The organism is Paenibacillus sp. FSL M8-0228, assembly GCF_038007385.1.
Classification (GTDB): Bacteria; Bacillota; Bacilli; order Paenibacillales; family Paenibacillaceae; genus Paenibacillus; species Paenibacillus polymyxa_D.
The window spans coordinates 1,579,039-1,600,212 of sequence record NZ_JBBOXA010000001.1; the positions used below are offsets into that span (position 1 = coordinate 1,579,039).

The 21,174-nt window shown below is 44.8% G+C and carries 24 protein-coding genes and 1 tRNA gene; 19 read left to right on the plus strand and 6 right to left on the minus strand.

Annotated features, from left to right (window positions below):
- Positions 1 to 23: 23 nt before the first annotated feature.
- From MKY98_RS07230 to MKY98_RS07240, 3 genes are all read left to right on the plus strand, one after another.
- Complete coding sequence (locus tag MKY98_RS07230; protein WP_069012040.1) at positions 24 to 1,085, plus strand: SPFH domain-containing protein; 1,062 nt, start codon at positions 24 to 26, stop codon at positions 1,083 to 1,085.
- Complete coding sequence (locus MKY98_RS07235) at positions 1,082 to 2,083, plus strand: sugar kinase (protein ID WP_069012041.1); 1,002 nt, start codon at positions 1,082 to 1,084, stop codon at positions 2,081 to 2,083. Before MKY98_RS07230 ends, MKY98_RS07235 begins: the two co-directional genes overlap by 4 nt.
- A 77-nt stretch (positions 2,084 to 2,160) precedes the next feature.
- The gene (locus MKY98_RS07240) at positions 2,161 to 2,340 is read left to right on the plus strand and encodes a hypothetical protein (RefSeq protein ID WP_013309345.1); all 180 of its coding nucleotides are present in this window, start codon (positions 2,161 to 2,163) and stop codon (positions 2,338 to 2,340) included.
- A 76-nt stretch (positions 2,341 to 2,416) separates the two neighbouring features.
- Here MKY98_RS07240 and MKY98_RS07245 read toward each other — a convergent pair whose 3' ends face one another.
- On the minus strand, positions 2,417 to 3,430 hold the full coding sequence (locus MKY98_RS07245; RefSeq protein WP_245231548.1) for a LuxR C-terminal-related transcriptional regulator: 1,014 nt from the start codon (positions 3,428 to 3,430) through the stop codon (positions 2,417 to 2,419).
- 172 nt (positions 3,431 to 3,602) lie between these two features.
- Between MKY98_RS07245 and MKY98_RS07250 the strand changes: the two genes are divergently transcribed.
- The 11 genes from MKY98_RS07250 to MKY98_RS07300 all read left to right on the plus strand — a co-directional run bounded on the left by MKY98_RS07250 (position 3,603) and on the right by MKY98_RS07300 (position 12,207).
- Positions 3,603 to 4,370 (plus strand): class I SAM-dependent methyltransferase, encoded by a 768-nt coding sequence (locus MKY98_RS07250; RefSeq protein ID WP_069012043.1) that lies wholly within the window; start codon positions 3,603 to 3,605, stop codon positions 4,368 to 4,370.
- Complete coding sequence (locus MKY98_RS07255; RefSeq protein WP_069012044.1) at positions 4,357 to 5,442, plus strand: saccharopine dehydrogenase family protein; 1,086 nt, start codon at positions 4,357 to 4,359, stop codon at positions 5,440 to 5,442. The genes MKY98_RS07250 and MKY98_RS07255 overlap by 14 nt, the downstream gene beginning before the upstream one ends.
- A gap of 162 nt (positions 5,443 to 5,604) precedes the next feature.
- Complete coding sequence (locus MKY98_RS07260; RefSeq protein WP_069012046.1) at positions 5,605 to 6,162, plus strand: hypothetical protein; 558 nt, start codon at positions 5,605 to 5,607, stop codon at positions 6,160 to 6,162.
- A 46-nt stretch (positions 6,163 to 6,208) separates the two neighbouring features.
- Positions 6,209 to 6,379: a hypothetical protein gene (locus tag MKY98_RS07265; RefSeq protein WP_176715740.1), complete on the plus strand. Its 171-nt coding sequence runs from the start codon at positions 6,209 to 6,211 to the stop codon at positions 6,377 to 6,379.
- Positions 6,380 to 6,412: 33 nt separating this feature from the next.
- On the plus strand, positions 6,413 to 7,126 hold the full coding sequence (locus MKY98_RS07270; protein WP_069012048.1) for an HAD family hydrolase: 714 nt from the start codon (positions 6,413 to 6,415) through the stop codon (positions 7,124 to 7,126).
- Positions 7,123 to 7,710 (plus strand): GNAT family N-acetyltransferase, encoded by a 588-nt coding sequence (locus tag MKY98_RS07275; RefSeq protein ID WP_069012050.1) that lies wholly within the window; start codon positions 7,123 to 7,125, stop codon positions 7,708 to 7,710. The genes MKY98_RS07270 and MKY98_RS07275 overlap by 4 nt, the downstream gene beginning before the upstream one ends.
- A gap of 223 nt (positions 7,711 to 7,933) precedes the next feature.
- The gene (locus MKY98_RS07280) at positions 7,934 to 8,416 is read left to right on the plus strand and encodes a ribosomal maturation YjgA family protein (protein WP_069012052.1); all 483 of its coding nucleotides are present in this window, start codon (positions 7,934 to 7,936) and stop codon (positions 8,414 to 8,416) included.
- Positions 8,417 to 8,476: 60 nt separating this feature from the next.
- Entirely contained in the window at positions 8,477 to 9,688 is a 1,212-nt protein-coding gene (locus tag MKY98_RS07285; RefSeq protein WP_069012055.1) for a rhamnogalacturonan acetylesterase, read from the plus strand.
- Positions 9,689 to 9,803: 115 nt separating this feature from the next.
- Complete coding sequence (locus MKY98_RS07290; protein WP_069012057.1) at positions 9,804 to 10,748, plus strand: class I SAM-dependent methyltransferase; 945 nt, start codon at positions 9,804 to 9,806, stop codon at positions 10,746 to 10,748.
- A 310-nt stretch (positions 10,749 to 11,058) separates the two neighbouring features.
- Positions 11,059 to 11,616 carry a hypothetical protein gene (locus tag MKY98_RS07295; protein WP_069012059.1) on the plus strand — a complete coding sequence of 186 codons (558 nt, stop codon included), beginning with the start codon at positions 11,059 to 11,061 and terminating at the stop codon, positions 11,614 to 11,616.
- A gap of 30 nt (positions 11,617 to 11,646) precedes the next feature.
- On the plus strand, positions 11,647 to 12,207 hold the full coding sequence (locus tag MKY98_RS07300) for a GNAT family N-acetyltransferase (RefSeq protein ID WP_069012061.1): 561 nt from the start codon (positions 11,647 to 11,649) through the stop codon (positions 12,205 to 12,207).
- Positions 12,208 to 12,214: 7 nt separating this feature from the next.
- Here the strand turns inward: MKY98_RS07300 and MKY98_RS07305 are convergent, their stop codons facing one another.
- Together MKY98_RS07305 and MKY98_RS07310 are read right to left on the minus strand one after the other, a co-directional pair.
- On the minus strand, positions 12,215 to 12,556 hold the full coding sequence (locus MKY98_RS07305; RefSeq protein WP_069012063.1) for a GIY-YIG nuclease family protein: 342 nt from the start codon (positions 12,554 to 12,556) through the stop codon (positions 12,215 to 12,217).
- Positions 12,557 to 12,711: 155 nt separating this feature from the next.
- Positions 12,712 to 13,470, minus strand: coding sequence for a DUF2087 domain-containing protein (locus MKY98_RS07310; protein ID WP_069012064.1), 759 nt, complete (start codon positions 13,468 to 13,470; stop codon positions 12,712 to 12,714).
- A gap of 208 nt (positions 13,471 to 13,678) precedes the next feature.
- Here MKY98_RS07310 and MKY98_RS07315 point away from each other — a divergent pair, with 208 nt between their 5' ends.
- Together MKY98_RS07315 and MKY98_RS27050 are read left to right on the plus strand one after the other, a co-directional pair.
- Entirely contained in the window at positions 13,679 to 14,167 is a 489-nt protein-coding gene (locus tag MKY98_RS07315; RefSeq protein ID WP_069012066.1) for a hypothetical protein, read from the plus strand.
- 122 nt (positions 14,168 to 14,289) lie between these two features.
- Positions 14,290 to 14,406 carry a hypothetical protein gene (locus tag MKY98_RS27050; protein ID WP_245231549.1) on the plus strand — a complete coding sequence of 39 codons (117 nt, stop codon included), beginning with the start codon at positions 14,290 to 14,292 and terminating at the stop codon, positions 14,404 to 14,406.
- Positions 14,407 to 14,705: 299 nt separating this feature from the next.
- Here MKY98_RS27050 and MKY98_RS07320 read toward each other — a convergent pair whose 3' ends face one another.
- Positions 14,706 to 14,927 carry a helix-turn-helix domain-containing protein gene (locus MKY98_RS07320; RefSeq protein ID WP_010349271.1) on the minus strand — a complete coding sequence of 74 codons (222 nt, stop codon included), beginning with the start codon at positions 14,925 to 14,927 and terminating at the stop codon, positions 14,706 to 14,708.
- A 342-nt stretch (positions 14,928 to 15,269) separates the two neighbouring features.
- Between MKY98_RS07320 and MKY98_RS07325 the strand changes: the two genes are divergently transcribed.
- Entirely contained in the window at positions 15,270 to 15,674 is a 405-nt protein-coding gene (locus tag MKY98_RS07325; RefSeq protein WP_069012068.1) for a hypothetical protein, read from the plus strand.
- Between the two features lie 48 nt (positions 15,675 to 15,722).
- Here MKY98_RS07325 and MKY98_RS07330 read toward each other — a convergent pair whose 3' ends face one another.
- Positions 15,723 to 16,028, minus strand: a complete 306-nt coding sequence (locus MKY98_RS07330) for a hypothetical protein (protein ID WP_069012070.1) — start codon at positions 16,026 to 16,028, stop codon at positions 15,723 to 15,725.
- A 165-nt stretch (positions 16,029 to 16,193) separates the two neighbouring features.
- Between MKY98_RS07330 and MKY98_RS07335 the strand changes: the two genes are divergently transcribed.
- Positions 16,194 to 16,267: transfer RNA gene (locus tag MKY98_RS07335), tRNA-Pro, on the plus strand.
- A gap of 222 nt (positions 16,268 to 16,489) precedes the next feature.
- Here the strand turns inward: MKY98_RS07335 and MKY98_RS07340 are convergent.
- On the minus strand, positions 16,490 to 17,761 hold the full coding sequence (locus MKY98_RS07340) for an MFS transporter (protein WP_069012072.1): 1,272 nt from the start codon (positions 17,759 to 17,761) through the stop codon (positions 16,490 to 16,492).
- 519 nt (positions 17,762 to 18,280) lie between these two features.
- Between MKY98_RS07340 and MKY98_RS07345 the strand changes: the two genes are divergently transcribed.
- Positions 18,281 to 21,172 carry a 2-oxoglutarate dehydrogenase E1 component gene (locus MKY98_RS07345; RefSeq protein ID WP_069012074.1) on the plus strand — a complete coding sequence of 964 codons (2,892 nt, stop codon included), beginning with the start codon at positions 18,281 to 18,283 and terminating at the stop codon, positions 21,170 to 21,172.
- Positions 21,173 to 21,174: the final 2 nt, after the last annotated feature.

Genomic DNA, 21,174 nt, shown 5'->3' on the forward strand with positions numbered 1-21,174 from the left:
GTAAAGAAAGCGAGGAAGCGGCTATGTTTGGATTTAATTTTGTTAAATTTCAGCCCAGTGAATATGTGATGAAGGTGAAAAACGGGAAGGTGGTTCGGGAGGGTGTTGGATTATCCTTTTATTACTACGCCCCGACCACCTCGGTTGTTGTCGTGCCCGTCTCTTCCATTGATGCGCCGTTCATGTTTGAGGACATGACGAATGATTTTCAGGCGGTGACGGTACAGGGGCAACTGACTTATCGAATTGTGGATTACCGGAGAACGACGCAGATTTTAAACTATACGTATGACTTGAAGGAACGATGTTACATTTCCGATGATCCAAGCAAGCTGGCCCAACGGGTGATTAACATTGCCAAGGTGCTTACCAAAAAGTATTTGGAGCGTGTCCCGCTCAAAGAAGCTGTTCAGTCCAGTGAACGTCTGGCCCAAAACATGACGAAGGATATTGCTCAGCATACGGAAATGGAAAAGCTCGGCATTGAGGTTATGGGGCTGTCGATTTTGGCGATTCTACCTAATAAGGAGACGATGAGAGCGCTGGAGGCTCAAGCGAGGGAAGAGATTCTTCGCAACGCGGATCATGCTTTGTATGAGCGTCGTAATGCATCTATTGAGCAAGAGCGGCGTGTGAAGGAAAACGAGCTGAACACTGAGATTGCAGTGGAGACGAAAAAGAAACAAATCCGCGAAACTCAACTCGATGCCGAGCGTTCTGTGAAGCAAAAGCAAAGCGAGATGAAAGAGGAGCAGCTACGATTTGACACGGCCTTGGAGGAGAAAAAACGCGAGCTGATTGAGCTGACCGTCACGAATAAAAAGGCAGAAGCCGATGCCAAGGCCTATGAGCTGACAGCCGTCATGAAATCGTTGCAGGATGTTGAACCGAACGTACTTCAAGCTATGGCTAACATGGATATGAGCCCGGATAAACTAATTGCGATTGCATTCCAGGAGCTTGCAGAAAATGCAGGAAAAATCGGTCAGCTAAATATTACGCCGGATCTGCTGCAAGGTCTCATGTCAGATACGGGAGCAAGCGGATCAGCAGGATCGAGAGGGTCTGGAGGAAGAACACGATGAGCAGCCGAATGACAGAGCAGAAGATCATTTTGGTGAAACGTAAAACGCGACTGGAAGAACTGATTGTCCGATACAATACAGTACAGCAGGCTCGCTTCTTTATGGAACGGCTGGGTGCGGATTTCAGTGATTATGTGCTGGAGGACGAAAATTACCGCAGGGCGGTGGCAACGGCAACGTCGGAGTTAACGGCCTTGGGACGTGTTCAGATTGTGGAGCGGGAGCATGTGCCGAACTTTATTTTTGGTGAGCAGGATACAGTGGTGGTGCTGGGTCAGGATGGGCTGGTAGCCAACACATTAAAATATTTGACAGAGCAGCCGCTTATCGGTGTGAATCCAGATCCATTGCGCTGGGACGGGGCATTGCTGCCGTTTACCGTATCCGACCTGCGCTGGGTAGTGCCGGATGTGTTTGTGCACAGACGGCCAATTAAGGAAGTTACGCTGGCTAAGGCCCAATTAAATGATGGACAATCCTTGTATGCTGTAAATGATTTGTTCATTGGGCGCAAAACTCATGTCTCCGCGAGATATGAGCTAAGGCTGGAGGATCAGGTTGAGCAGCAATCCTCCAGCGGCATTATCGTTTCAACCGGGTTGGGAGCGACAGGTTGGCTGACTAGTGTGTTGGCTGGAGCGGCCGGAATTGTCGGCAGTGCTACACAGCATCCAATCTCGCTGACTCCAGGCCAACTGATGCCCGGTGCAGCCTTCAGTCAGGAAGGGACAGCAGACGGAATGAGTCATGATCATCGTGCAACCTGGAGTTCGCCATCGCTTTATTTTACGGTGAGAGAACCATTCCCCAGTCGAACGACTGCTGCGGATCTCGTGTTTGGCCAGGTAGCAGCCGAAAAACCGTTACGGATTGCATCGCAGATGCCGGAAAACGGAGTTATTTTCAGTGATGGAGTAGAAAGTGACTTTCTGGAGTTTAATGCTGGCATTGAGGCGACCATTGGACCGGCGGAGAAAAAAGGTCATCTGATCGTATAGAGGTTTGTACAGGACAGCAATGGGTAATTATGAGTAAGGTACAACCATCAGATGAAATTAAAAAAGGAGGAATCAACATGAGCGACCACACTCAAGACGAAGCGAAAATCCGCAACAAGAAGGACGAGGACGGAGATTCCTTGATGGAGAAAACGAAGCTGGAAAATGGCGTGGATATCGAGCCTGAGGCTGATGAATGGATTGCGAAGCCCTCACCAGTGTCATACGATGATACGAACTCCTCTTCGAAGAAATAAGGCTCTGGCATTCCAATAGAGCAGTGATGCAAAGACAGATGATCCCTAATCGGGTCATCTGTCTTTTTTACATAGGTTAATTGAATCTGGAATATACCTTCCATACTAGCTCACGACGGCTGCTTACATCTGTTTTCAAGAAAATCGCTTTCAGATGATCCTGCACCGTGTAGGCAGTAATATGAAGTGCGCTGGCCAGCTCCTTGGTCGAAAAGCCCTGAACAATGAGTTGGACAATTTGTCTCTCTCGTTCGGACCATGAGTACACCTCGGCCATAAGCGGTAGCATGTCAGTTGCTTTAGCAGCCTCAAACCATACGGCTAGCTGCTTCTGGCCCGTATGCTTCTGTCCGCCTTGCAGAAGGGTGGCTCTGATGGTTACCCATGGGGTTCCTGCGTCTGCGGAAGGGATACATAGTCGTGCTGGTGCAGTGGCAGTGGATAGCGCTCGCAAGCATACCGCCCGGACAGGAGCCGGAAGGCCGTCTTCATGGATTCCCTCCTGCTGCCGAAGCAGCTTTAGCCACTGTACTGCTACTGTATTGGACGAGATCGGTTCTAGCTTATCGGAAAGCATTAGAACTCCTGGCTCAAGTTCATTTTCCGTGATCATGGCAGGGGCTGAAGATAAACCTACACTGGCCTGACGCAAATGGTAGGCTATGGACGGCGCTAACGTTTCAAGCAGTTGTTGCTCTTCCACGCTAAATACAGGCTTTCCGTGATGACGGAACAACGTAAGAAATCCCCAACAGCTCCCTTTGTACATAAACGGAACACGTAGCTCGTCCCCGAATCCGGCGGGTTGCAAAACATCTCTATATCGTGTGCTCTGATCCGGTTGGCCTTGTGTAGACCCATGTAGCGTCGCTACAGATTGTCCTTCTCGCACCAACTGATCATATTTCATCATATCGTCGTGCAGGTATTCGTATTCTAGCAGTTTGTTATGAATGTCCTCCACACCCGACTCTGTAAATGCCCCTGTGGAGAGCAGCGTACGCGGATCTACCGAGGTACAGCAAGCCGCATCGAAAGTAACCTGAGTGCGCAAGCGGTTGATTAGGGTGTGCTTGTAGTGTGCGTTCATCATTTACTCCTATCGAGAAAGCTGGAGATTCTCAAGCGCGATTATTAAATCCCACATTTATGGGATGGTGGATATTCGTATTGTCTTTATAATTGAGAATGATTCTTAATTAAATCTACAATAAACGAATGGCCTGGGAAGATCAAGGCTAAATGATTGGAGGAAAGCACATATGAAACATACCCCTATTGGAAATACGGACTCAAATCAACCTATGAGCTGGAATCATCCGAATGTGCACAAGTACGCGGATACGATTGCTTTAAAAATACCTGGATATGCTCATTTGTACGAGATGACAGACGGTTTGATAACCGCACAGCTTGAGGCACAAGCTCATATTCGAAATATAGATCCAAATGTGCTAATTGTCGGAGCTGGAGGCGGCCAGGAATTGATTACGCTCGGAGAGCGCCATGAAGCATGGTCCTTTACGGCAGTAGATCCCTCTGAGCACATGCTGGATTTGGCACGTAAGCGTGTGACACATGCGGGCATCAGTTCAACAATATCGTTTGTTGCAGGTACGTTGGAAGAGTCATCCAGAGGACCGTTCTATGACGCTGCAACCTGCCTGCTGGTGCTTCATTTTCTTCAGAACTTGGAAAGTAAACAGGCATTGCTACGTCAGATATCCGCTCGACTCAAGCCAGGTGCGCCTTTTTGTCTAGCTTCTATTAATGGGAATCCGCAGGATCCTTCTTTTACCATCCAAATGCAGGCGTGGAAAGGTCATATGCTAAGTCAAGGCATTTCGCTGGAGGATTGGGAACGATTCTCTGCTTCCATCGGTCGTGAGTCAAACCCGGTATCCAATGCGGCAATACAGGAACTGTTGATAGATGCGGGTTTTACCCACATCACCCGGTATTATGGCGCTTTTTTAGTAAACGCATGGTTTGCGGTTAAAAAGGGAGAGACGGCTTATGACAAAGGATAACATCATCATTATTGGTGGGTATGGCCATGTTGGAAAAATGGTATGCACGGAGTTAAGTGAAATGTTTCCCGGCAAGGTATTTGCCGCAGGTCGTAGCCTGGAGCGGGCCACTGAATTTAGCCAACAATCGCATGGTAAGATACGGCCTTTGCAGCTTAATATTCATGAGCTGATGGACCCGTCGATATTAGAGCAAGCCAAATTGGTGATCATGTGTCTGGATCAGGACAATACGGCCTTGGTACGTGCCTGTCTTCGACATGGGGTGCATTACATGGATATTACCGCGAATGCGGACTTTTTGAGTCAGGTGGAGCAGTGTCATCAGGAGGCCCGAGATTATCAGGCCACAGCCTTGTTAAGTGTAGGATTAGCTCCGGGACTGACCAATCTGTTGGCACTGCAAGCGACACAGCTCATGGATCAGACGGATGAGTTGAATATATCTTTGATGCTAGGCTTGGGGGATCGACACGGTCAGGCTGCCATTGAGTGGACAGTAGATCAGATTCATGCCGATTTAGAGGTTATAGAACAGGGACGTCCTGTGACTCGAAAAAGCTTTACCGATGGCAAAGTAGCAGATTTTGGTGCAGGAGTGGGTCGTCATCGGGCGTATCGATTCCCTTTTTCGGATCAGCAGACACTTCCTCGTACGCTCAAAGTTCCTACGGTTAGCACACGCCTTTGCTTCGATTCGCGCCTGACCACCCGGCTTCTGGCAGGACTTCGAACGATAGGAGTATCAGGTCTACTCCGACAGCAAACCGTGCGTGATGCGGTGGTTCGCAGCTTTGGCAAGGTACATCTAGGAGGGAATGCTATAGCGGTGAAGGTAGATGCTCGAGGAATTCTCAATGGCAAGGAGACGAAGGTCGAATGCCGGCTAAGGGGTCACCACCAGTCTGAATTAACCGCTAAGGCATCCGTCTTTGCAGCGCTCGCCCTGTACCGTTCAGAACTTCCATATGGTGTATTTCACATGGAGCAGGTTTTTTCGTGGAATCGCATGCGAGTTTGGTTGGGACAGCAAGTATCCGTAGATATTCAGGTGAACGGACAGCAAGCATAGAAGTCATACATTCTAATGAAGGACTCTCATATAATCCAAGCTTATTCAGCAATGTATTGCGGATAGGTCTTGGATTTCTTTTCCTATTGAACTACACTAGAAAGAAGTACATATGATGATCATGGATACCGAGCGCGCTAGCTGCTGAGGAGTCGATAAGAGATGGATATCGCTTATATCATAGATTTATTACGTAAACACGATGTGACCCTAGCTCCAGGCTTATCCATGCAGGAGATTACCGACGTCGAAGGCAGGTATGATATTCACTTCCCGCCCGATTTGAGGGAGCTTCTGATGAGTGTTCTTCCCATCGGTAAAAGCTTTATCCCTTGGAGAGATACGTCACCACAGCGGATGGGTGTAATCCGGCAAAGGTTGAATTGGCCGCTGGAAGGTATGATTTTTGATGTAGAGCAGCATATATTCTGGCCTCCCGAATGGGGCGAAAAACCGACAGATTCGGCGGAAGCTGTTGATATATGTAAACGTGAGTTTTTACGTGTGCCCAAGCTAATCCCAATCAACGGACATCGATATATCCCAGAGCAGCCATCTGAAGAAGGAAATCCGGTATTTTCCGTATATCAAACGGATATTATCGTGTATGGGGAATGTTTGCAGGAGTATTTCAAGCTGGAATTTGGGGAGAAGCCTTATGAACAAATTGATTTTAGTGCCGTAAAAAAAGTGCGTTTTTGGAGCAACTTGTGTGAGTGAGTGTCAGGAAGATGAATAAGTCGAAACGAGGGAAGGGGAGCATGATGTGAAGGTGGAGCAGGATTTGGAAGAAATCAAAGAAAGGTTGACCCAGATCGAGACCAAATTAGAACAAAAGTCGACCTCCAAGAGAATCTTGAAGTACATGATCATTATTTTCTTGTCTATTTTTTTTCTTTTATTTCTAATCGGAATTATTCAGTTTGTTTCAGCCTAATCAGTGCAAAAGGATGAAGGAAGGGAGCTATTTATGTCCATAGAAGCAATCATTTTTGATCTGGATAATACTCTTATTCATCGTAAACAGGCGTTTGCGGCATATACAGAGCGCTTTATAGAACGATTTATTGTGGCAGAAGAACCCGCGATCCGCGCGGCTGTCGTTGAACAGATACGATTGGCGGATCAGGACGGATACCGGGATAAGAAGGAACTGTATACCGAGCTGCATGCAGATTTGGAACTGAAAAATCCCCATACGTCAGTACAAGAGATGCTGGGCTTTTGGTATAGTGAATTTCATAAGTTTACGGTGTTGATGGACGGGGCCAAGGAAGTATTGTCCGAACTGCGGTCCCGTGGCTTGAAGCTTGGTATTATTACCAACGGCTCACTCCGCACGCAGCAAGCGAAAATCGACCGAGTTATGCTGAGGGATTATGTGGATTCTATTATCGTATCAGGCGGCGTCAATATCCAGAAGCCTAATCCTCGAATTTTCGAGTTGGCTCTGAATGAGCTGGGCATTGTCGATCCCGGCCATGCCTGTTATGTAGGCGATCACCCGACAAATGATATTCGTGGTGCACAAAGTGCAGGATTGCATACCATCTGGCTGGAAGGCTTTATGACGTGGCAGGAAACGGGCATTGTACCGGACTACCAGATTGGGAGTTTGCGTGAAATCACAGGTTGGCTGGATCGTCGCAGTTATTCAACGAATAAGGAGGAGGGTGCATCATGAGTATGGAGCAGCAACCGAATCCCATTCTCTTATCGTTCCCTGACCAATTCCAGACGGAGCGATTGACCATACGCGCCCCGCAGTGGGGGGATGGAGCGGCAGTCAATGAGGCGATGCGAGAAAGTGCGAATGAACTGCGGCCTTGGCTTCCGTTTGCAAGAAATCTTCCTACGGCAGAGGAATCTGAAATCCGTTCGCGCCAAGCCAGACTTAAATTTCTGGATCGGTCTGATATGATGTTGTATATATTTGATACGGTTTCGGGAGAATTTGTAGCCAGCAGCGGTCTGCATCGTATTGATTGGGAAGCACGAAGATTTGAAATTGGGTATTGGCTCAGAACATCATGGACTGGAAAAGGCATTATAACAGAGGCCGTGCACGGTATTACGGATTTTGCCATACAGCATTTGCATGCCAATCGGTTGGAGATTCGTTGTGATTCCAGAAATACGCGCAGCGCCAAGGTAGCGGAACGTGCAGGTTTTACACTGGAGGGGATTTTAAGAAACGTCGAGTACGATGAAAAGGGAAGCATGGCACACCAAATGGTTTTTGCCAAGGTGCGTGGTATTGAATTTTAGTATCCTCACATGAACAGTTTGGAAGTTGCTGATACGTTTGTACGATATTACGGAGGCTCATTATGATTAATTATATTATGAAAAATACAGACAAGTTGGTGTGCATACAATATGACATCAGCAAAAGGTTCAGCAATCTTGCAAGCGCTATCCAAGAGAGGATGCTTTACGAATTTCCATCAGCTTGGCGAAGATGTCCCAGCATTAGGACAGGTGATTTAGCATGAGGAGCGTTCGTAAGAGTGTCAGCATGAAGACCAATCGGGAAATAAAGGCGAAATTCCGCTGGAAGGCCCGCGCTGCGTACCTAGTTGCTGTGCTGGCCACGATTTTGTTGGGTTTGGGAAGCCGAGTCTTCTCCTCCCGGTTGCCTGAATTTGTTGCTAATCACTTTGGGGATGCCTTGTGGGCGTGCATGATTTATTTTGGGCTGAGAATGTTGTGGGTGAATCGTCAATTGTCCGTAGCCCTGTGGGGCAGCTTGCTGTTTTGCTTCGCCATTGAGTTCAGCCAGATGTATCAGGCTCCCTGGATTAACCACATTCGGGCAACGACGCTGGGCGGCTTGGTGCTTGGGAAAGGGTTCCTGGCTGCGGATCTGATCAGGTATACGGTTGGCATTGTGGTATCCTGGACGCTGGACCAAGGCTGTCAAAAGCTAGCGGGGAGCAATACACGTATAGAAGATGACAAACCACCCAAATAATCTGAAAAGCGAGGGTTGCGCTTGAAACAAAAGGGAAAGCGTCACAGGTTGTTCGGTAAGATGATTGGATTATGCGCAGGGTTCAGCTTATTGTTTGCAACCATACTTATCCCGGGGCAGGCACTGGCCGAAAGACAGCTTGCGGCGCCTCTTCGATTTGACTTTGGCCCCGGCAACGTAGCTGACGGCTACACCCAAGTCACTGCCAATGATGTTTACACGCCTGAGCGAGGCTATGGATTTACCGATCTTTCCAAAGTGAATGAAGAAGATCGTGGTGGAAGTGATGCTATACGCTCAGATTTTGTTCGTGTTCAAGGATCATCCTTTGTTGTCAATTTACCACCTGCGGATTACACGCTTTCCCTGATTGCCGGAGATATTGCCGGAAACACAGACATTACGGTTAAAGCCGAGTCCATCGTCAAGGTAGAACCTACTGCCAAAACAGCAGGACAATTTATCGAGGTTGGATTTGAACTTGCACTCATCGACGGTCAGCTCGAATTGTATTTCTCAGGTAATGAAGCGAAGATTAACGCTTTGGTTATTACCCCTAAGGATGCTCGAACGGCTGGAGAACGTCCTTCGGTATACCTTGCGGGAGATTCTACGGTTCAAACCTATAAATCCGCGATGAAGCCTCAGGCGGGCTGGGGGCAAATGATTGCTCCGTTCTTCACAGATGAGCCTATTTTTGTGAACCGTTCTATTGGTGGACGAAGCACGAAAACCTTTCTGGTACAAGGGCGGTTAGATGATATTTTACGCAATATCCGTCCAGGAGATTATCTGCTCATACAGTTTGGGCATAATGATGCCGCGATCAACAACCAAGAGCGTTATGTTTCACCCACGGATTACAAAGTTTACTTAAAAACCTACATTCAAGGAGCCATCCAACGCGGTGCAACACCTGTGCTAATTACTCCTGTTGGCCGCCGGGATTATGATGCGGCAAGTGCCTCGTTTCGGATTAGTTTCCCGGAATATGTGCAGGCCATGAAGGAAACAGCATCGGAGACAAATGTTGCACTGGTCGATCTTAGCCGCTTGAGTGTAGCGTACTATGATACACTTGGACTGGAAGGAACACTCCCGTTATTTTTGCATGTGGAGCCAGGGGTGTATCCTGCATTTCCTGATGGAGTGAAGGATGATACTCATTTTCAGGAATATGGTGCGGAGCAAATAGCTCGGCTGGTAGCTCAGGGAATACGTGAGCTGAATATTCCTTTATCCTCTTATGTACAGGTGGAAGATTCGCAATAAAACATTATTTCCATAGCCATGGTATACTTAGAAAATAAGCTGGCCCTACCCAAAGATAACATTGTTTAGGCTTGGGTAGGGCTTTAATGTTCTGGATCTTAAGGAGGAAGCGAGAATGACAGTCGCTCAACTTCATAAACTTATTAACGGTCAACTCCTGTACAATCAGCATCGGAGTTTATTTTATATGCGTGAGGGTTCTGTTCTGTTAGGACCTTCAACGGAAATGACGTACTGGCTGACGCAGAGAAGCTCAGAACTGATCCTCATGCTTCAAGGCTTGAAGCGCCAGCATATGTATAACGCTTTTGTGACGGATGTAGCGGCTAAAATACTGTCCCAGTTTGTAAATACCAATCAATATCTACATTTTCACACAGCTCATGTGAGGGAGCTTACGGAGCTGTATGATCGACTTTTCACCCGGATTGAGAACCTGTTCCAGAAGAAATGTATAGATAGAGCAACCTTGGACTTACTGCTTCAGCAGCATTACGGGCATTTGAGAGATTTTTTAACTCGTACCAACGGACGTGAAATGTTTGCTAAGTATGCAGAGTGTGAGTATACCTTTTGGATACCATGTGAGGAATATACGCCGGAGTTGCAAGCCAATCTGCTAGGATTGGACATTGCTCGTTTGCAAGAGCCTGTTCTAGATGTTGGTTGCGGATCTGAGGCACGGTTGGTTACTTATTTACGTGCCTGTGGAATTGAGGCTTACGGAACAGATCGGTTGGCTGAAACAGAAGGTTGGGTCACTCAAGGAGATTGGTTAGAGACCACCTTTGGGGAACGCACATGGGGAACGATCGTTTCACATATGGCATTCTCCAATCATTTTATACATCATCATCTGAAGGCAGATGGTAATATTCATGAGTACGCTCGCAAATATATGGAATTGCTTAGAGCCATTCGGCCAGGAGGGAGTTTTATTTACAGTCCGTGCCTTCCATTTATGGAAGGGCTTTTGGATGCCCGAATGGGTTATCAAGTAGAATATATCCAGTCATCTGAAGGTTACAGGGCCACGAAAATAACGCGTATACATTCATAAGCGCTAGTAGTAGTCCATCCATTCATTTGTCAGATTCCTTCTTGGAATGGTAGTATAAGGATAGATATTACTCTATTTGGGATTCAGTTGATGATAGAAATTCTCATGAAGCTAATTTGACACCATAGAGGATGATCATTAGCAGCATGGCTGCACTGAATAATAATGATTAGCCTACGGATAACTGAATTTTAGGGAAGATTAAACCATATTTTCCTAAAAGCCGATATATGGGAATGAGGCGAGAACATACTGTTATTATACCCGCCCGAAAATGGATGTATATAATTGGGTTAGGAGTGTAGAAGAAGTGTCAGATCTGTATACGAAAAAAGAAGTAGAAGATTATGTAACCAACGTGGTTTTCGAACGACCTTTAGGTGTAAGCATTTCAGCCATTTTATTGATCTTTAATGGAGCACTTTTGTTGGTGACCCAGCTATTGACGCTTAATGCATTAAATGAGGCTTCTACGTTAGTAGGCATTTGTAGAGGCATGTTTCAAGGATTTATCGCGTTACTCGGTATGGCAGGGACGACTGCCGGTATCGGCATGTTATTTGGTAAGAAGTGGGCTTGGTGGCTGGCAGTATTTTATTTTACATATGAGACCATGCGTTATACGTGTGCAATTCTGTTTATTCCGGATGTCCCTCCAACGTTGGGCGGTGTACAGTTAAACCCTGCTTTATACTACGTAAAATATGGTATGCGTATTATTTGGAATTTGTTGTTTACATTGTTCATGTGTCGTAGTAAAGTAACAGGTTTTTTTCAAACAAGTGGAATCAGCAAGTGGAGAGCATGTATTGCATTATTCTTCATCAATGGAGTGATAGTTGGGATTGGCTGGTGGCTGATAAGATAGGGTTCTTCGATGTGAAGGAGGAGATAGATCATGGCAATGGAAACGTTTCCGGTTTTAGAAACCGATCGGCTTCGTTTAAGACAGCTTACAGTAGGGGATGCGGAGGATGTGTTCGGTTATTTCTCCAAGGATGAGGTCACACAATATTACGACTTGGAAAGCTTTACAGAGGTAGAGCAAGCCGAAAAATTTATTCGTTCGATGCTAACCAGATATGAGAAGCAAGAGGGCTTTCGTTGGGGGATTACGTTAAAAGAAGCTCCTGAGCGGATCGTGGGTACAATTGGATTTCATAACTGGCACAAGGAGCACTCCCGTATTGAAATCGGCTATGAGCTGGCACCGGAATATTGGCGGCAAGGTCTGATGACAGAGGCGATGAAGGTGGTCGTGAATTATGGCTTTCAATTGCCGAAGGTTCACCGTATAGAAGCCTTCATTGATCCAGATAACGAAGGCTCCAAACGGCTGCTACTCAAAAGTGGCTTTACTAAAGAGGGTCACCTGAGAGACTATTTTTATGAAAAGGGTCAATTTGTCGACGCTGTTATTTTTGGATACCTTCGGGAAGAGCATCCCGTGAATCGGTAAGTTTAGTTTACAAATACCCTTTGTCCCCGTAAGGCTGGAGTCGATCAAGCCAGGTCTGCTCCAGCTTTGCTAGTGCATCTTTGACATCAAAGAACGCTGATTCCTTTTTCTTCAAAACGTCCAGCACTTCAAATTCAAACGAATCTTCGCCGTACTCATTCCATTCCTGTTGTAGCTGTTTATTCTTAAATCCACCCATATTTAGCTCAAAACGCCGTCCATTCAGCGACTTTAAATTCGGTGTGGAAGAGACGAAAATTTTCCCATTATGTGTATTGCGAATGCAATAGATTCCTGCCTCTGTCTTCATCTCCATGTATTGCTGCACCAGTTCTTTTCTTCGATTCATTGTCGAATCCTCCTATTTGAGCATTTTGCATAAATCCCAAGAGCATTTTCAAATCAACAATGTATAGATCGAAACGCTTTAGTTCGTCTATATATTGTACCTACGAGCGTTGGGATCCGAATTATGCAAAATGCTGATTTCATAAGCGCCTAGCTTCAAGATTCCTTCAACCAATATTCACTGCCATCCGGTTTGCGATCCAACAGACTGTATTCAATCATATATCTTCGCACCGTGACATAATCATCATACACTTCCTGTAAAATCGCATTGATATCCTTCTCATGATATATTTGTCCCTTTACAAAACGGCCCGCAATTTCACACAGCACAATCAGCTTGTGCTTTTCTTGCATTTTAAAGGTCTTAAGGCGCCCGTCTGTACCATTCGGAAAATACTTCGTGAGTACCTTTTGCTTTTCGTCTTCTGTAATGTTGTAGCGTTCGTCCACCATCCGTGCTCCTATGGGTACTTCTACAATGGCGGGAGCGTGACGGTCCTTCTCCTTTAGCAGCTCCATTAATGTGAGAAATACCTTGGCCTGCCGTTCTTTTTCTTTGAGACCAAAGCGATGATTACGTATGGTGGATGCGCTACCGATTCCGGTTTCCTTTTGAATATCCGCATCACCCATGCCTTGATAAAATAACTGAAGCAACCGATTCTGATGATCTGTCAGTCCAGTCAGCTTTTTGTCCAGGCCGATCAAATAGTCAAAGACCGAACCATACGTGCGCTCAATATGAAGGCGCATGTACCTCTCCGCGTCATAAAATACCCCTTGATCCTGATATATGATGCCTTGCTCAAATCGCTGTCCGTCCAATAGGCAAATTACCTGCTCTCCTTGGCGAATATATCCACGCTTCAGTTCTTCAATACCAGCATTCCAGAATAGTTCGGAATGATCCATTTTAGCAAACACCTCAATTAAATGATGATTATTTTATAGACAATATAACATTTTGTTTATTTTAAATCAATGAGTGGATATCTCTTTAGGGGTTCGACAATGTTCGCTATATACAAAAGAGACATAGGATTGTTATCATATGTAAATTATTGAATTGTTTTAAGACTGGATAGTTGCTATATATTGTAATAAGGTGGGTTGGTAAACTATGAACAAAATGCGTTTAGAAGAAGTCATAGAAAGTGGAGATTTAAAGGAAGCGGTAAAGATTATAGAGGATGTGGGTGAAAAGCTGGATCATACATTCACTCCAATATTATTGAAATATTTAGTAACGACGGATAGTGTATTGCTAAGAAATGTAATCGCCATTACGTTAGCTGATCTAGGAGACAGTGAAGCGGTGTTGCCTCTTATCGACTTATTAAGAAATCCAAAGACCAAGGGGAATAGAGGAACACTGTTATATGCTTTAGAATTTTTTGATGTATCTACTCATGTTGTGGCGCTGGTAGATTTACTGGATGATACCTTTGAAGCGAGTAGACAATCTTATCAACTGATAAGTAACGTGCAAGATAAAATTACTAAGGCGCAAAAGGACATATGTAGACAATTGATAAGAAGAAAGTTGGATGATCATAAAAACAAATATAAGCGTGACTTCTTGCTGGAATCTTTAGAGCTTTTTACATGAGGACTTACTGGATAAACGAGGAGAAGTCTACACCTTAGACGGCGAATACATATCTGATTTTACAACATTTTATAGCACTTGGTGAAGCGATTAATGGGCCCGGAGGGTACTATGGATTTAGCTTGGACAGTATATCGGACTGTCTCTGTAGAGGTTTTGGGACAGTAGGACCGTTCACGATCCATTGGAAAAACGCACATTATTTCTTGGAAAGATTCGAGGGAAGTTGTAAAAAGTAATCATAGTGGGTTGGATTGAGGCATTGTTTTTAAACCAAAGTCTTATATTAGCGTAAATCGTCTTGTTATCACTGGTTTGACTAAGGAAACAGATATGGATGTGATCATGATCGTAACGAATAAAATGTATCTGGTTCTAGACGGAGAGCGTAACCCCAATGCTTTATTCGACATTTATAATACGTGGGAGAAATATATTTAAAGTTGATAGAAAGGGATTACGAAGTTCGGATCTAATTTGAATGGGAAGGTCGTTAAAATTCGAATATTATATAAAGAACAGAGAGCCGTTAAGCATGTTAACGGCTCTCTTCGTCGTCTTCTGGCAAGTATTCGATCAGTTCACCAGGGAGTACGCCAAGGGTTCTACAAAGTGTGTTCAAGGTAGGAAAGTCAATTCGGGCATTTGCGTTGGAGGCCAAAGCTTTAACCGTATTCCTATTAATTCCCGTAATAGAAACAATATCTTTCTGTTCGAGTCCACGGTCTTTCATAATTTTATCAAGAGAAAATCTAATCACAACAATTCCTCCAAAAGTAATCAAGTAAACTAGTTGACAAGTGTAGGTTAGGGGTTTATATTTGTAAATAAGTAATCTAGTTAACAAGATTATAAGTGAACTAATTTAATGCCTTCATAGTATCAAAATGCTTTAAAATTAGCAACAGTTACTATTTTGATAATCCTAAACAAATAAATGCGTGAGGAGGCTTAAAAACCGTATAGAGGTTTTCTTATGAAATGCATATAACAACGCTTTAAGATTATTTTGAGTGGATTTAAAATGGATAAATTGTAATTCAGGTTAATATTTCATCGAACTAAGCTGTGATAACTGAACAAAGGAATGGAGCGAGGATGTATGACAGAATGGGTAATGGGATTGGAACGGGTATCCATGGTTCAGGGACCGTATGATTCACCTCATATGTATGAGATATGCGAAGGGGTTCTTTATGACCAACAATATTTCTTTTACCTCGAAAATGGCATACTGTGTTTGCGCCATGTGAAGAAGGTGGAGCAATCATATCATACACATCTTTACCTAGATGGAGAGAGCGGAGGATTGCAACTGGCAGAGGGAATACAAGGGGAAGTTATGCAAGTTGTCACGGAGATCATCGAACGCTTACGCGCCAAGGATGGACTGGCATTTTTATTCGATGAACTGCTGTGGCTACATGGTAGGGGGCCCATTGAATTAAACCTTTTCGATAAGAAGGATGGAGTGACCTCAGGTGGCAGACAACTTGCTACGAAATAAATGATCCTTTTGCTCCATATCATGGAACTTGCCGCATAGAAAAAAAGCTTATGATTTCAGTGAATGTAGCAGTTGTTGACTGATAAAAATGAGCGGATACCGAATCAATATGGTCAATTTCACCACAACAGCATCAACAGCAGGAGTAAACCCAAAATCACCTCCCAATAATATGTTTTGCTGCTGCTTTGATGAAGGGAATTCCGGTTCATCCAAGCCATACTGTTCTTTGAATCTCTCTTTCGTTTCATGATCTATAACAAGGTTATCCTGTGCAAAGGTATAGCCGATAGGAACACTTAACTGTATTAAAAGAAGTAATGCAACGGGTATAAGCACTTTTTTGCTTTGCATGGTTAGCTCCTATGATCTCTGTTTTTGACCTCTTAACTTTTGTATCTACCATATAGAAAACAACTTAAAAATGCAACGAAAGAATGAGAAAATAATCCCTTTACAGGATTTTATGGCCAGAATATAATGGTGAATAACAGCATCGATCTACATACACTGGGTTATCGGGGTATAGCGCAGCTAGGTAGCGCGCACCCTTGGGGTGGGTGAGGTCGTGGGTTCGAATCCCGCTACTCCGATTTCAATCAAAATGTCCTGCTGATGCAGCTAATGCGTCTGCCGGGCGTTTTTTTTTGAAGATTACATACCCTATTAGTCTTTGTCTCTACTGGGTTTTGACGAGCTAGTCGTATGCAACGAATGTATGAAGCCACCTCTGAACTGGATTCGGAGGCAGAAGTGGCAACTCAACAATCGCAATCGCTGGCGGAATGGTCTGCTGTATGACTTTTTTAATTTGCCTATAAAGATTCCTGAAGGGTCTTGGAAGAAGTACTGTAATCAGCATAACGGGGAAGCACAATAGTGTAGTATATTCCTACAATAACGGTACAGATCCCAACTAATAAAAACAAGAGTTCAATTGAAATAAATGAAGGAAAGCTTATAGCAATGAAACCTAATGTAAGAGACTGGGACAGCATCATTAACGGATTAATTAAACCTTGCACACGTCCCATCATTTGAGGATCTACAATACGAGGAAGCCATCCTCCTATGCCAATGTTAATGAACGGAAGTATCAGTGCAATGACAAAATTGATAATCAGAAAAGCGTAGATGTGGTCAACAAATCCTAGTATGCACATACCTATTCCGGCTACCAGAACTCCCGCTGCAATCATTTGGTGTAGCTTTAGCTTGGCGGAGATGAGAGAAGCGATTAGGGTACCAAGCAACACACCAGCTCCAAAAATAATACCTGTCCAAACCATATACTGCTCATAGTTGCCTGGAGCTAGCTTATATTTAAGAATAAACATCGGTAAAACGCTAAAACCACCATTTAAAATACCGAACATAAAAAAGCCTGAAACCAACCAAAGCAATAGTCTGTTGCGTAATATGTAAAGAAACCCTTGTTTAAAATCGATCATGACAAGTTTGAATTTTAATTGTTTGAATTGATGTGCCCCGTTCGGAAGGCGTACTTCCTTTGGAATTTTGCAGGAACGAATAAGCAGTGCAGACACAATAAAAGAAATAGCATCAATTAGGATGGCTCCAGTAATTCCAAAGTGCCAGTAGACGACGGCCCCTAGAGTTCCTCCAAATAACATGAAAAGACTCCCCATCATTTGATTGAGGCCTGCGGCAATGGTGTAATCATCTTCGCTTAATATCCCCTGTATAATGGCACTTTCGGCTGGGAAGAAAAATTTGGAGGCAGCACTACGAATGAAGAGGAGGGCAAATATCAAAGGAATCGAATCGACCCAAATAAAAATAAGCAAACATAAGGATAAAAAAGCGCTGATCCAGTCACAATTAACAGCAATTTTTTGTCTGTCCATCCGATCTGCCAGCACTCCAACCACGAGAAATACTACCAGCATCGGGAGCGAATACATTAACTCGGCAAGCGTTGCATAGTATGGCTGATTTGTAAACCGTTTCAACAAATAAAACATGAATGCAGTAACCCCGATAATTCCTCCCATTTGTGAGGCGAAGGTTGCCAGAAAAAACCTGACATAATTCTTGTTTCTGAGTACTTGTTTTAGTCCAGTCACAGTTCCATCCCTTTCGCTTTCAAAGCGGTTTTTAGATGCCTAATTAAAATAATAGTGAAAAGTAGGAATATTGTACAGAAAAGTGACTTTAATGTCACTTTACGTTTGAATTTGCATCGTATCGGACCTTCTGCCTTTTAAATTCTGCTGTTGACGGTAATTATAGTGGGGTGGACTGGGAAGTTGCATTCAAACTCGTTTGGCGTTATGAGGTGCAACATAGACTAAATAACCAGCTGTCAGTTGATATTCGACGGCTGGTTATTTAAGTTGCCAGGTGTTTGATTACAGGTTAGCCCGATTCATCTCATTTACGCATGGATATGTTGAGAAAAAGGAAATGCTCATAGCTAGAAAACTTTATACAATGGAAGAGGAATAAGAACTGTGAAATTCGACTTTTGATGAAGGATTTCATATAATGTGATCATATTGTGAACAACTTAAATTAAAGGCTTAATAAAAATGAAAATGATTTCCGTCCAGCTATGAATTTCAAAATTTGACGGAGGGAACGAGATGACAATGGAAGAGAGCAGTAGACAGGTACCTTGGCAGGCGTATTACGGACCTAATTTAGGTTATGTGCAGGACCAGTATGAGAAGTATGTAGCGGACCCCGGAACAGTTGATCCGGCTTATCGCGAGCTGTTTGATCAATGGGGTGAGCCGCCACAATCCGAATACTCGGCTGCTTCCATGATAGACAACAAATTGCAAGGCCCCCCCACAAGTGCTTTGGGGCATCTTGATTCGAATACATTACAGAAAGCGGTTACAGCGGGTAAAATGGTATGGAATATTCGTGAATACGGACATTTAGCCGCCCAAATCGATCCGTTGGAACTGGATGCAGAGCAGGATACACGCTTGCTTAATCCAGCATCTTACGGTTTAACTGAACAAGACTTGAAGGCTTTTCCAGCCTCTTTAATATGGGATAACGCTCCTGCGGGAACACTTAACGGATGGGAAGCCATTCAACGGTTACGTGTAGCATACACAGGTCCGATTGCCTATGAATTTAGTCATATTCATAACGAGGAGGAACGCCGCTGGCTGAACAGCTATGCAGAATCCGGTTGGTCCTCCAAGCCCCTCACCACACAGGAACGCAAGTCGTTGCTGGGCAGATTGGTAGAAGTAGAACAGTTCGAAGAGTTTTTGCATAAAACATTTGTCGGACAGAAACGTTTTTCCATCGAGGGTAATGATGTGCTTGTCCCTGTTCTCGACGAGATTATTCGTCTAACCACAAATGCAGGAGCAAGTCATGTCCTGATGGGTATGGCGCATCGCGGCCGTTTAAATGTACTGGCACATGTGCTGGGCAAGCCTTACAGTAAAATTTTCTCTGAATTTCATCATTCGCCGAATAAGGATTTGATCCCGTCGGAAGGTTCTACCGGAATTAACTACGGCTGGACTGGCGATGTGAAATATCATCTGGGTGCTGATCGTTTTGTAAAAGATGGGGGAGCGGTGCAGGCCCGTCTGACATTGGCGAATAACCCAAGTCACCTGGAATATGTGAATCCGGTGGTACAAGGATTTTCACGAGCTGCACAGGAAGACCGCAGTGAGGCTGGTTATCCGAAGCTGGATGTGAGCAAGGCAGCTACCATTATTATGCACGGTGATGCTGCTTTCCCAGGTGAAGGTATCGTGGCAGAATCACTTAATTTCACGAATTTGCGCGGCTTCCGCAATGGCGGTTCAGTTCATATTATTGTGAATAATCGTCTGGGCTTTACGACAGAGAGTGTTGATTCCCGTTCGACCCGTTATGCCAGTGATCTCGCTAAAGGCTATGAAATTCCAATTGTGCATGTGAACGCGGATAATCCCGAAGCTTGTATTGCAGCTGCTCGTATGGCTGGCGAATATCGCAATCGTTTCAAGAAGGATTTTCTGATTGATCTGATTGGTTACCGTCGTTATGGTCACAATGAATCCGATGACCCGGAAACAACACAACCGCTGGTATATCGTAAGGTGAAGAATCATCCGACGGTGAGCAAATTGTATACTCAAAAGCTGATGAAGCAGGGGATTGTGGACGAAGCGTTTAGTGCCGGCCTCATTGAGAAGGTGCAAAACAGACTGAAGGAAGCGCATGAGCAGGTGAAGAATCAACCGGAACAAGAGCCGGAGATTACTCCTGTGAAGGCGAAAAAGAATCAGAGTTCTGTGGTACGTACTGCAGTGGAATTGAAAAAACTGCGCCAAATCAATGAAAACTTACTCAAATGGCCACAGTCTTTTCACGTATATCCGAAGCTGGATCGAATTTTACAGCGTAGAAAAACCGCTCTGAACGAGGGTGAAAAGGTAGATTGGAGTTTGGCGGAGACGCTGGCTTTGGCTACCATTCTCGCAGACGGCAAGCCTATTCGTATGACAGGCCAAGATGCGGAGCGAGCTACATTTGCTCACCGTAACCTTGTGCTGCATGAGCCTGAAACAGGCCGTACACATTGCCCGTTGCATACATTGCCGGAAGCACGTGCTTCGTTCAGTATTCATAACAGTCCATTGTCTGAGGCATCTGTCCTTGGCTTTGAATATGGCTATAACGTGTATTCTCCTGAAACGTTAGTGATTTGGGAAGCACAATTCGGCGATTTTGCCAACTGTGCACAGGTTATTTTTGACCAATTTATTTCCGCAGGCCGTGCCAAATGGAGACAGAAATCGAGTCTGGTGATGCTGCTACCGCATGGTAGCGAAGGACAAGGACCAGAGCATACGAGCGCACGTCTGGAGCGTTTTCTCCAGTTGTCCGCACAAAATAACTGGACTGTCGCTAATTTGAGCAGTGCCTCCCAGTATTTCCATCTGCTGCGCCGTCAGGCTGCATTAAGCGAAAGTGAGGAAGCCCGCCCGCTGGTGATGATGTCGCCGAAGAGCCTGATTCGCAACAATCGTGTCGCTTCGCCTGCTTCTGAATTCAGTGAAGGAGTATTCCGTCCTGTATTGGAACAGCCTGGTCTGGGTGCACGTCCGGATCGTGTAGAACGCATTGTACTGTGCAGTGGCAAGATTGCCATTGATCTCGAAGAAGCATTGGAAAAGGATAAGAATGAGGCCGAAGAGCGTCTGCATATTATTCGTGTGGAGCAGTTATACCCTTTCCCGGAAGAGGAAATTCGGAATATTTTCGGACGCTTCCCGCATGTTAAGGAGTTCGTATGGGCTCAGGAAGAACCTAAAAATATGGGGGCTTGGAGTTACATTGAACCTCGCCTGCGGAATGTTGTGCCACAGGGAGCGGAAATTCGTTACGCAGGCAGACCAGATCGTTCAAGCCCGGCCAGCGGTTATCAGCAAGTACACAGCCTAGAGCAACAGCGAATTATTCAATCGGCGTTGAAGCAGGATTCCAAAAACAATATTACACTGGGGAGGTAGCG